The 11,531-nt window shown below is 63.6% G+C and carries 9 protein-coding genes and 1 pseudogene; 7 read left to right on the forward strand and 3 right to left on the reverse strand.

The window, feature by feature from the left end:
- The 3 genes from ACQKDV_RS15230 to ACQKDV_RS15240 all read left to right on the forward strand — a co-directional run.
- Nucleotides 1-328: imm11 family protein (locus ACQKDV_RS15230; RefSeq protein ID WP_427784811.1), on the forward strand; the 328-nt coding region annotated here is incomplete at its 5' end.
- A gap of 58 nt (nt 329-386) precedes the next feature.
- The gene (locus ACQKDV_RS15235; protein WP_427784813.1) at nt 387-1,019 is read left to right on the forward strand and encodes an imm11 family protein; all 633 of its coding nucleotides are present in this window, start codon (nt 387-389) and stop codon (nt 1,017-1,019) included.
- 34 nt (nt 1,020-1,053) lie between these two features.
- On the forward strand, nt 1,054-3,639 hold the full coding sequence (locus ACQKDV_RS15240; protein ID WP_427784815.1) for an XVIPCD domain-containing protein: 2,586 nt from the start codon (nt 1,054-1,056) through the stop codon (nt 3,637-3,639).
- 57 nt (nt 3,640-3,696) lie between these two features.
- On the opposite strand, the gene ACQKDV_RS15245 is transcribed toward ACQKDV_RS15240, so the two are convergent.
- Genes ACQKDV_RS15245 through ACQKDV_RS15255 form a run of 3 tightly spaced genes read right to left on the reverse strand, consistent with a single transcriptional unit; the run spans nt 3,697 to nt 7,298 of the window.
- A complete protein-coding gene (locus ACQKDV_RS15245; RefSeq protein ID WP_427784816.1) occupies nt 3,697-5,115 on the reverse strand; it encodes a dihydrolipoyl dehydrogenase in 1,419 nt (472 codons plus the stop codon).
- Nucleotides 5,112-6,497 carry an NAD-dependent succinate-semialdehyde dehydrogenase gene (locus ACQKDV_RS15250; RefSeq protein ID WP_427784817.1) on the reverse strand — a complete coding sequence of 462 codons (1,386 nt, stop codon included), beginning with the start codon at nt 6,495-6,497 and terminating at the stop codon, nt 5,112-5,114. The genes ACQKDV_RS15245 and ACQKDV_RS15250 overlap by 4 nt, the downstream gene beginning before the upstream one ends.
- A gap of 39 nt (nt 6,498-6,536) precedes the next feature.
- The gene (locus ACQKDV_RS15255; protein ID WP_427784818.1) at nt 6,537-7,298 is read right to left on the reverse strand and encodes a hypothetical protein; all 762 of its coding nucleotides are present in this window, start codon (nt 7,296-7,298) and stop codon (nt 6,537-6,539) included.
- A 427-nt stretch (nt 7,299-7,725) separates the two neighbouring features.
- On the opposite strand from ACQKDV_RS15255, the gene ACQKDV_RS15260 reads away from it, so the two are divergent.
- The 4 genes and pseudogenes from ACQKDV_RS15260 to ACQKDV_RS15275 form a co-directional block, all read left to right on the forward strand.
- Nucleotides 7,726-8,652 carry an XVIPCD domain-containing protein gene (locus ACQKDV_RS15260; RefSeq protein WP_427784820.1) on the forward strand — a complete coding sequence of 309 codons (927 nt, stop codon included), beginning with the start codon at nt 7,726-7,728 and terminating at the stop codon, nt 8,650-8,652.
- Nucleotides 8,653-8,817: 165 nt separating this feature from the next.
- Nucleotides 8,818-9,960 (forward strand): YncE family protein, encoded by a 1,143-nt coding sequence (locus ACQKDV_RS15265; RefSeq protein WP_427784821.1) that lies wholly within the window; start codon nt 8,818-8,820, stop codon nt 9,958-9,960.
- Between the two features lie 185 nt (nt 9,961-10,145).
- The gene (locus tag ACQKDV_RS15270; protein WP_427784822.1) at nt 10,146-10,679 is read left to right on the forward strand and encodes a hypothetical protein; all 534 of its coding nucleotides are present in this window, start codon (nt 10,146-10,148) and stop codon (nt 10,677-10,679) included.
- A 36-nt stretch (nt 10,680-10,715) separates the two neighbouring features.
- A pseudogene (locus ACQKDV_RS15275) lies at nt 10,716-11,408 on the forward strand (hypothetical protein); the annotation flags it as partial.
- Nucleotides 11,409-11,531: the final 123 nt, after the last annotated feature.

The following is an 11,531-nucleotide window of genomic DNA, read 5'->3' on the forward strand; positions in this document are numbered from 1 at the left end:
GGTGGAAAATGTTGACTGTGGCGCCTCGCGTGGCGACTGGTATTTCAGCAGCCTGTTAGATGCCATTGACGAGTCGGCTTCAAGTGTGAGGGTGCTCCAGAACGGGTACCCAAACGGAAAGTTCTACGACATCGCAGGTGGCGCCAGCTTGGCGTTTCGAGAAGATGTTGTTGCAGGCTCGCACGTGTTTAGAACCCCGTTCACTGCTGATGTGTACTGTGATCGGGTCCTGAGGGATGCGTTGATTGAGTCTGGATATGGCGTTGAACCTGCCACGCGTGGCGTTTGGCCCACGGACGCCGCGGATCTCTTTTCAGTGACGGCATAGGAAATCTGCTCCGAACGTGATCTGCGAATTAATTTGCTGCTGAAATCGAGGGCTTCTCATGAAAACTGAAAACATACCAGTGGAAGGTGAGTTCTATCTGCTCCGGCCGGACGTGCGAGGGGGGGGGCGCGGACACGGCGTGGTGCTTGAGAACGAAAACGCACTGCCACTGCCAGAGCATCTTAGTGAGCCACCATCTGCGGGAGGGATTGGCTCAATGAATGAAATCCCTCGATTGCGGTATGACAGCCGCATTGGCGAAATGCCGGACGATCTGCAGGCGGGTTTCAAGGGCTACTGGTTGGTGTCGGAGGCGCTGAAATCTGCCATGCAGACCATGGATGCAGAGGGCTTCTCTTTCATCAAGTGTGATTTCCGACTCGAAGATGGCTCAGAGGCGGCCCCGCACTATCTGTGCGAAGTGGTCAGGGTGCTGGATGCGATTGACGAGGAAGCGTCGTCGGTGAAAATTCTTACGGACGATTATCCTAATGGGAAGTACTACAGCATTGGGGGTGGTGCCAAGGTTGCATTCCGTAGAAGTGTGATCGGCACGGCGCATGTTTTCAGAACGCCCTATACGTCGAATGCATTTTGTGACCGGACCATGAGAGATTTCCTGATGGAGAGCGGGTTCGGTCGGTATCCTGATGCGCGCGGAGTTAGGCTCACTGACGCTTCTGACATTTGAGCACTGAGCACTTCCACGAGCGAGGCAGACAGGGATGTCAACCGTTAAGACAATTCTCCAGAGTCATCACGTTCTGGAGCAAGCGCTTTTCAGTAATAGTCCATTGCTGAAAAGGTTGGACCAGTTCAACCTGCTGGATAAGGATGCGTCCGCCAATCGTCTGTATCTGCCAGTCAAGGGTTACCTCGCTGATGATTTGGATACATCACCCCACAGGGGCCGTACGCGTAGCTCCTACACCGATGGAGTGATGGATTACCTTGAAGGTTTGAGTGAGACCCGAGACGGCCGTGCCGCCCTGAATAATGACCTTTCGGCACTTCAAAGAATATCCGCGAAGGTTGAACGCTTTCGCGACACACTGAAAGTGGCGTTGATAAATGGCGACGCTTTTGCAACGACGCCAGACGGAATGACCGATGCTGAAGCAAATGCTGTCAATAGGAAATTGTATTCTCGATTCGCTCAGTACGATATAGATCATGCAGGTCAGATCAACTCGCTGAAACTAATGGGCGGTGTCGAGTCCGAGTGGTCGGCGGTCATCCGTTCTGATTCGAGAGTTTCGCGAGTCATCGATGAAATCTACGGCGCGCCGGGCAACTTGGTGCGCGGATCAAGCAAGGTGGATATGCCAGCTCGTGAAGTCGCGGGCAGAATGGAAATGCGTCTGGCCATATCTGACGCGGTGAAGGCTGGTCGCTTGACGCTGTCTGAGTCCACTACTGCGCAGGTGCGTACGGTGCTGCTGGATGACCTTCCCGAGATCGACGGCGCTGCACGCCGCTTTTACGATCTGACGTCGACACCGCTCGGGAATTACATGCCCGTCTCGCAGCGCGGCCTCGTTTCCATGGACCTCCTCATAGGCGAAGCTTCCGCCAGCCAACTGGTCCGTTCCGGTGGCCTGCTCGCCTCGGGCGCAGATGCCATCCTCACCACGCGCCGTATCTCCGAGCATCTGCAGCAGGGCAACGGCACGGCCGCACAGTCCGAATTCAACCACGCGCTGGAACGCAATGGCGGTGGCTGGCTTGGCGGCATGGCCACCGCGTCGGTCATCGGTACGTCCAGCTTCGTGCCAGCGGCGGTGGTCGCCGCCGATGCGTTGTTCATGAGCAAGGCCTTCGACAAGGGGGCGGACCTGCTCGACAACCGAGCGGTGTATCACCAGGAAGCTGCCGGCGCGCAGTGGAAATTCAATGGGCTCAACTGGCAGCGCCAGGCAAAGATGCAGGATTCGTCTGCTGGCGTGGGGGAGGCTACCGAACACAGTGTCGGCGCCAACTACGAAACGGCACGCGAACTGGGCGCCAAGGCCAGCGTCAAAGCGGTGGAGCTTGCACTGAAGGATGCGCCCGCACCGCAGAATCCGTTCAGCCTGCCTGCGGCTGCGCATGAAAGCAGTGGGTTTGGCAACCCGAACTGGCAGCGTGACCCGCAGACCGAACAGTGGACCCGGCAGGTCAAGACGGGGGTGACCGGAGCGAACGACCGCGGTCTCTATGAAACGCAGATCGCCTCGCCAGAGCGCGCTGTGGAACTGAACCAGCAGGCCGTGCAGCGCATTGCGGACAACATCGCCCATGGCAAGGCGGCGATTGCAGCGAGCTACCTGGAAAACCGCGCCGCGACCCGCGCAAGCGATTTCGTGCCGGTGGTGCCCGATGCGGTGGAAGCGGCGCGTGCCCGGCCGGATGCCATTCTTGGTTCGGACAACGTGCGCTACCAGCGCGACGGTGCCGGAAACTGGTCGCACGAGGGCCGGGCGGCGCAGGGCAACATGGTCCTGGAGCTGGAGGCGACGCGTACGATCCAGCAGCCGTCGATTGATGTGCTCGACCAGACCATTGCTGCACTGGAGGCGCGCCCGGCGCCCACCCATGCAGAAATGAACCAGAACGAGATGCGCCACACCTACGCGGCTGCGGGCATTACGCCTTCGCCGCAATGGATGGAGGCCATCGAGCTGGCCACGGCGCGTACGCGCGCGCAGCACGGCATTACCGGCCCGACGATGCAGCAGCTTGCGCCGCCCACCGAGGGCAACGCGGGCGAGTCGCGCGCTATTACCCACTACCAGACGGGGGCCGATGGTGTTGCCCGCCCGGTGGCGACGACAACGACCGAGGAGCTGCGGGCGGCGTGGCAGGAGGTGCGTGCGCTCGCTGCGGGGACGGCCCAGCAGTCCGATCCTCAGCGGCCTGATCCTCTGCAGCCTGGGGGTGCCGACTATGCACTCCATCAACAGATACGCGCGGGTGTTGCTGCGCTGGACGCGCAGCATGGGCGGGCGTCGGATGCGGTGAGCGACAGAATGACCGCCAGCCTGCTGGTGCTGGCGAAGGAGAACGACCTGTCCCGCGTGGACCAGGTGGTGCTGAGCGCCGCTACCGGCCATCAGCCGGCCGGGCACACGGTGTTTCTGATAAAGGGCGATCTGAGCAGTCCTCCGTTCACCTTGGCCAGCATGACCACCGACCGTGCCGTGGCGACGCCGGTGGAGGTGTCGATGCAGCGCTACCAGCAGATGAACCAGGAGGCGCAGCAGCAGAGTGCTGCGCGGCAGGTGGAACAGCAGGCGCAGGACGGACGGGTGCAGGGGATGGGCAGGGAATAGCCCCATGGCGCCGGGCAGAACATCGCGTGGCCACTGCCGATGATGCGGCGGAGCGCTTCACCCCCCGGAAGGCGCCCCCGCATCATGGTCCGCCGGCAGCGCAATCGGCGTTGCCGCGCAGATGCTGCGCAAGGCCTGCTTCAAGCCTTCTTCCATGGTGGGGTGGTAGAACGGCAGCTCCAACAGGCGGCTCGCGGTGCAGCCGGTTTCCACCGCCCAGGCCAGCAGGTGCGCCAGGTGCTCGCCTGCGGGCACCACCAGGTCGGCGCCAATCAGCGTGCCCTCGGGGGCTGCTGCGTACAGGGTCAGGGTGCCTTCGTTGACACCTTCCACGCGTGCGCGGCCCTGGTCGTCAAAATCGGCGGTGCCCGTCACGGCGGCCTCATCTTCAGACTGGCCGATGCTGGCAACCGGTGGGTCGGTGAAGGTGATGCTGAGTGGTACGTGTCGCTTCACCGTGATTTCCGCAGGCAGGGCGGCCGCGTTGCGCCCGGCAATGGCGCCATCGCTGGAAGCTTCGTGCAGCAGGGGCAGATCGGCGGCGGCGTCGCCGGCCAGGAATATGGCGCTGTCGCCGCAGCGCATGGTCTGGCGGTCGTGGCAGGGTACGCCGTGCTTGTCCAGCTTCAGCTTTGCCTTGCCCAGCCCCAGCCCTTCCAGGTTGGGTGGCCGCCCCAGCGCAGCCACCAGGTAATCCACCTGCGCGCTGCCATCGGCGCCGTTCTTGCTGCTCCAGCGCACGCGTACGCCGTCGGCATTCCGTTCGGGGTGTACGTCCACGCCCAGATGAACCTTCATGTCGCGCTTCAGCATGGCCAACAGGGCGCGGTGCACACGCGGGCACCGGATCTTGGCCAGCGTTGTTTCCTTGCCCAGCAGGGTGACCTGCACGCCCAGCCGGGCCAGGGCCTGGGCGAATTCCAGCCCCAGCGAACCGGTGCCCACTACGGCCACGCGCGTGGGAAGCTGCTTGAGTTCAAACAGGCTTTCGTTGGTCAGCACCCGGTCGCCCAGTGCTTTGAACGGTGGCGGCAGCGCCGGCGATGAACCGGTGGCGATGACGATGGCGCGCGCTTCGATGCGTGGGCCGCCATCCAGTTCCAGCGTGGTCGGCCCGGCAAACCGCGCGCGGCCCGTCACGCGCGTGGCGGGGTCAAGTTTTTCGATCTGCTGGCGGGTGAGGGCCGCAAACCGGTCGCGTTCATCGCGCACGCGCTGCAGCACCGCTGCGCCATCCACCTGCAGGCCATCCACCCGGATGCCGAACAGATCTGAGCGGCGTACGCACTCAGCCTGCTTCGCAGCGGCGATCAACAGCTTGGACGGCATGCAGCCGACATTGGCACAGGTGGTGCCGTTGAAGTGCGGATCGATGAGCAGGGTGGAAGCGCCGTTGCGGCGTGCAGCCCGCTCGGCCGCCAGGCCCGCCGTACCGGCACCGATGACGGCCACATCGCAGTGCAGGGGCGTACTCATGGGGCCGCCGGCAGGGTGATCGACTTGATGTTGACGAATTCCTTCAGGCCCTCGGGGCCGTGCTCACGCCCGTAGCCGGAAGCCTTCACGCCGCCGAAGGGCAGGGTGGGGCCGGCGACGTTGAAGCCGTTGATGCACACCATGCCGGTGTCGAAGTAGGTGGTGGCCAGTTCGCGGGCGCGCTTCACATCGCGGCTGAAGATGCCGCCGCCCAGGCCGTAGCGGCTGTCGTTGGCGATGCGCATGGCGTCATCATCGTCCTTGGCCTTGATGATGGCCGCGGCGGGGCCGAACAGCTCGTCCTCGTAGGCGACCTGGCCCGGCGCAACATCGGCCAGCACCGTGGCTGGGTAGAACCAGCCGGTCTTGTCCGGCACTTCGCCACCCACAACCAGCCGCGCACCCTGGGCCACGCTCTTGCTGACCTGCTCGTGCAGGGTGTCACGCTGCGCCTTGGACACCATCGGGCCGAGCTGGGTGCTTGAATCGTTCGGGTCGCCCATGCGGATCTCTGCAAACTGCTTTGCGTAGGCGTCAACGAAGGCGTCGTAGTTCTTCTCGGTCACGATGAAACGCTTGGCATTGACGCAGGTCTGGCCATTGTTGAACAGGCGGCCCTTCACGCAGGTCTTTACTGCCAGCTCCAGATCGGCATCGTCCAGCACCAGATAGGCATCGTTGGAGCCGAGTTCGAGCATGGTCTTCTTCAGCGCCTTGCCGGCCTTTTCGGCAACGGTGCGCCCGGCCTTTTCGCTGCCGGTGAGGGTGACCGCGCGTACCAGGTCGTGATCGATGATGGCGTCGGACTGGTCATGGCTGATGAGCAGCACGCCGAACAGGCCCTTGGGCAGGCCGGCTTCCTCGTACAGATCGCGCAGGAACAGGCCGCTGCCGGTGCAGCTTTCGGCGTGCTTGAGCAGTACGCCGTTACCCGCCATGAGGCTGGCGATGGAGTAGCGCACGGCCTGGTAGGCAGGGAAGTTCCACGGCTGGATGCCGTACACCACGCCTATGGGTTGGTGGGTGACGATGCCGGTGCCATTGGCCGAGGGGCGCTCTTCATCGGCGAGCACCTTCGGGCCCTGCTCGGCGGTGTACTTGCAGATGGCCACGCACAGATCCACCTCGCTGCGGCTGTCAGCGATCAGCTTGCCAACCTCGTTGGTCATCAGCTGGGCGAAGGCTTCCTTCTTCTCTTCCAGCTTTCCGGCAATGGCGGCCACCACTGCGGCGCGTTCCTCCAGGCTGCGCAGGCGCCACTGCAGGAAAGCTTCGTGGCAGGCCTTCACGGTGTCTGCTGCATCGCCGTCGGACATGTACGCATAGGTGCGCAGTACCTGTTCTGTCAGCGGGTTGACTGTCTTGATCTGGTGGTCGCTCATGGGGGAGGTTGCCTTGGGGGAGGGAATGGAGGGGCGCTTTCAGCCGTAGCGGTGACGATGGCGGCGCAACTTGCCCTGCACGTTGTGCAACGCCTTGAGCACTTCATCGCGCCAGCCATCGGCCGACAGCTCACGCACGGCCGAATGGGCGGCACAGACAAACGGCGTACCAGCCCAGCGCTCGGCCAACGCGCGGGCCCAGCGCTCGAACGCGTCGGTGGCGCCGGCCTTGGGCTGCAGTGCACGCGACAGCGTGGGGTGGAACTTCAAGCGGGATTGCGGCAGCCACTTGCCCAGCACGCCGGGTGCGGCCAGCACGTTGAGGGTGTCATCGACATGGACGATGCCACTGCGGCGATGGCGGACCAGTACCGAGCTGGCGTGTACGCTGTGGTCGGGCGGCACCAGATCCAGGCCGGCGGGAAGGGAGAAATCGAGGTCGTCGGCAAAGTCGGCCTGGACAGCCTCCTCTTCGACCACGTGCGGCTCCCACGGCAGGTGCGGCGCTCGTTGCAGATGGCGGCGTGTGCCGATCAAGCGCGCAGCGGGCAGCAGCCGGTGCAGGGGCTCGCAGTGCAGGGTGTGGAACGGATGCACGTTGATGATGGCGTCCACCAGCGTGCCGCCGGCGGTCAGGCCCAGCAGGGCCTGGCGCTGGGTCTCACTGGGGGTGTAACTGTCCAGCACGAGGAAGCGGCCATTGCTACGGCGCACCACGGAGAGCTGCGTGCCCACGTCGAGCAGGCCGGCCACCTTGAAGGTGCCGCGCAGGTTCCAGAAATCATTGGCGAGTTGCTGCATCGGGATCAGAGGGCGCGGCTGTGGTGGCCGTCGCGAGCGGTTGGGTGGGGGATTCTGATCGTGCGGAGGCGGCTATTGCAGCGGCGTGAAAGCGGGTGATGGGGATGTCAGGGGCGGCGGGGCGAGTGGCTTGAGTCCGGTGATGGGTTCGATCTTGTGGGGCGCTGTTCTCAAGCGTTGCGCTCAGCCTCATTGCCCTGCATGTCGATCAGTACCCTTTCCTCGCCCGCAGGTCTGGGGTCGAGCGCGGCGCTTGTAGACGCCAACCTTTGAACTCGTTCGGGTGGGCAGGCGGCCGCCATTAGTGCTCCTTGGTTCACATATTCAATAACCCGCTCCGGGCCAACCCCACCCTCTCCACCTGCCCCCCAGCCCACCTGTGCCATCATCCGGCCACAACCGCAGTACCCAACAAGGCTGAGCACGCATGGAGCAGGCAACACGCTACACGGTCACCATTATCCTGGCGGCGCCAGGCACCCCGCTGCGCAGTGGGGGCGTGTCCCCGCGCGGGCAGATGTACCTGCAGGTGGCCGAGGGCGAGGAAACCCACAGCTACGGTTTCGCGCCGCCCCGGCTGCCGCCGGGTGAAACCGCGAAGGGCGTGCAGTACGCACAGGTGCGCCACGACGATGCCGATGAGCACGTGGACCCGTACTACAGCCGCACCCTGGAAATCACCGCCGAACATTACGGCTGCCTGCGCGATTTTGCCGAGGAGCCGGCCGAGTTCGAATTCGATGTGGATCGCCCGGCGACCATCAACCGCTGCAGCGATTTTGTCTGGGCCGCGTTGAACTACGCGGGCCTGCATCCGTTGCCGGCACCGCTGGACGGCGGCAGCGATCTGGGTGAGTTCGCGGTGCTGTTCAATCTGCCGGAAATCCAGTGCATTGCGGCGCCGTTCCCGGGCAGTGAACTGAATGCCGAAAGCCACCACCCGATGCCCGAGCGCGAGGCCGAGAACCACCGGCAGGGTGACCGTGCGGAAGGTGAGCCGCCGCCGAGCCCGATGGAAGTGGCCGGCACGCTGCTGGACCCTTCGCATCCGGACCATCGCCTGTTCGCGCAGCTGATCCAGAAAGTGGCCGAGCTGGACGCCGCCCATGGACGCACCTTCGATGCGGCCAGCCAGCGCATCAGCGCCAGCCTGCTGGTGCTGGCCAAGCAGAACAACCTTTCGCGCGTGGACCATGTGCTGCTGAGCCGTTCGACCAGCGATGCCCATGCGGCCGAGAGCATCTTCATCGTGCAGGGTGACCGCGACGACCCGGCGCACCGCCGCGCCAGCATCCCCACCGAGGTGGCGGCGCAGACCGATGTGGCCGATTCGCTGCGGTTGAAGGAGCAATAACGCGGGCAGCAGCCACGCACGCGTGGGCGGACGCCACAGCCCCCAGCTGCTACCATTGCCCCGCTACCCAGCCAGCCCACCCCGCGCAGACAGGTGCGGGGCGGGCCGTCGCAGAACGGCCCAGCGAGCCAGGACACCCTCCCGTGCCCTTTCAAGGATGCTCGCATGACCCGTCTTTCCCTTTTCCGCTCGGCCGCGCTGGCGGTCGCCATCTCGCTCAGCGTCGGCGCCCCGGCGGCATTTGCCGACAATGCGACCGCCACCACCGCGGCCAGCAGCGCCGTGCAGCGCCAGGCCATCGCACAGGGCCTGTACGAGCTGGCCTACAGCCCCAAGCAGAATGCCGTGTTCGTGGCCTCGTCCGGTGGCTTCGGTGACAATGCCGGCCCGTCCCAGGTGCTGCGCCTGAACCCGACCACGCTGGCGGTGGAAACCCGCATTCCGCTGGAGCGCAAGGCGTTCGGCGTGGTGCTGGATGACGCCCACAACCGCCTGTATGTGGGCAACACCGTGGACACCTCGGTGACCGTGGTCGATACCGCGCAGAACAAGGCCATCGGCACCGTGCAGCTGATGGAAAAGAAGGTGGGCGAGGACGGCAAGGCCGGCTACACCCATGATCTGCGCGAGCTGGTGGTGGACAGCGCAGCCAACCGTCTGTACGTCACCGGCCATTCCGGCGAAGGCAGCGTGCTGTTCGTGGTGGACACCACCACGCTGAAGCTGATCGACACCATTCCGGGCCTGGGCAAGGCCAAGGCGCCGGGCCTGGCGCTGGACGCGGCCAACAAGCGCGTCTACACCAGCAACCTGCTGGCCGACCTGGTGGTGGTGGGCACCGATGCGAAGAAGGTGGTGGCCCAGCACAAGATTGCCGCCGAGCAGCCGATGAACATCGCGCTGGACCCGGATGGCAAGCGCCTGTTCGTCACCGACCAGGGCTCGGAGATGCTGCGCAACTACATGACCAAGAGCAGCGAAGGCTTCACCAGCAAGCACCCGGGCCAGCGCGTGCTGGTGCTCGACCGCAGCACCGGCAAGGAACTGGCGAGCATCCCCACCGATGCCGGCCCGCTGGGCATCCTGCTGGACGCGCCGCGCAAGCGCCTGTACGTGACCAACCGCGAAGGCGGCACGGTGACCGCCTATGACAGCGCCAGCTACAAGAAGGTGGCCACCTATGCGGTGCCGACCCACCCGAACAGCCTGGCACTGGATGCGAAGAACAACGTGCTGTTCGTGAGCATCAAGAACGGCGAGAAGGATGCCAAGGGCTCGGAAGAGAGCGTGGCGCGCATCCAGCTGTGATGTGAGCGGTAGCGCCGGGCCATGCCCGGCGGCTGTTCGCTTGAAAAGGCAGGGTGCAGACCCTGCCTTTATCTTTTGCGGTTGCGACATGGCCGACCGACCGCTACGGTTGAAGCCCGTGGCAGGGAGCCCAAGGGATCACAAGGTCGGGTAATCACCGCTGGCTGCGCGCCGGCCTGTTCATCATGCTGCTCGGTGGCCTGGGTGCCTGCAGCGAACGTCTTCCGGATGCGCCGGAGCCGCTGGATCTGGTCAAACCCATCGACGTTGCCGCACCCGGCCAAACGGTACGGTTCGAGTTCGAGACGAGTGCCCGCAACTTCCATCCGGGGCGAACCTATGCGCTGGAGCTTGAGGTGCAGCGACATGGATCGCAGCCTGCAAGTGAGCCGGACATGGACAGTGTCCATGTTCCCTTTGAAGTGTCCCTGCAGCGCTGGGTGGCAGGTGCTTGGCAGGATGTAGCCACTTCTGACCGCTACCAGGCCATGGCACAGAGCAATGGAAATGCGCTTCCCGAATGGCATGGATCAGCCGACTGGCGTTACGCGTCGCAGGTATCGATGAATGCCAAGCGATACAGATTGGGAATAGTCACGCTTCCGTTGGAAACGGACGCTCGCTACCGTCTGGATGTGGGCACGGTACAGCCGGTGCCGGTGCTGCAGCATTACCCCACGCAACTGCGGATACACGCTGACCCTCTCTCTGGGAAGTAGTTTCCCCACAGTTGGAGGAATTGATGGTGAATTCTTATGGATAAGCCGCGCTACAAGGTGGAAATCGTTATTGCTGCACCTGGTACGCCGTTGGTGGACGAAAATGGAGTGCAGAAAGTTGTAAATGGCGTCCCACAGACCTCCGCGCCCGGGCACATGTTCTACGTGCTCCATGGGCCAGGCAACACCACGAAGAGCTTTGGGTTCGCGCCTTCCGGGCATGGCAGCATGAACGGACCAGGGGAGGTCATGAAGACCGACGCAAGCGAGTACAAGGATCCTCGTTACAGCCGCACGCTCGAAATCAGCGAGGAGCAGTACAGGAAGCTTGAGAAATTCGGCGCGCACCCTGACAAACTCGGCTTTGATCTGCAATACAAGGACGTCCGCAATAACTGCGTGGACTTCACTTGGGCAGCGCTGAATCACGCGGGCATCGAGCGGAAAAGCAGCATCGATGTGAACATGCTGGGCGGTGGCATTGGTCAGATGTTTCCCGATGTCCGCATTCCCTTGAATGGTTTGGGCGAAGGAAAGGATGGCTATCGCCCGCTGCGTAACATCCATGGCGTGGAAAGCATTGATCCGCCGTTCCCGGACAGCGAGCTCAATAGAAAGAAAATCAACGGCATGCCGAAGCGTGGTTTCCAGCAACATATTTTGAGCGATGCCGACGGCGTGGGTGAGCGCAACGGCGAACATCTCGCTGGCCACAGCAACGATTCGCTGTTCCTGCAGATCCCCCCCACGTCAGAGTAGTTGTCGCCCGGATAAGATCCTGCAGTGGGGCGATAACCAGAGGTTGAAGTGGCACGATACGGACAACAGTTCAAGGACAAGGCGGTGGCGCGG

Source organism: Stenotrophomonas sp. NPDC077659 (assembly GCF_050268705.1).
Taxonomy (GTDB): domain Bacteria; phylum Pseudomonadota; class Gammaproteobacteria; order Xanthomonadales; family Xanthomonadaceae; genus Stenotrophomonas.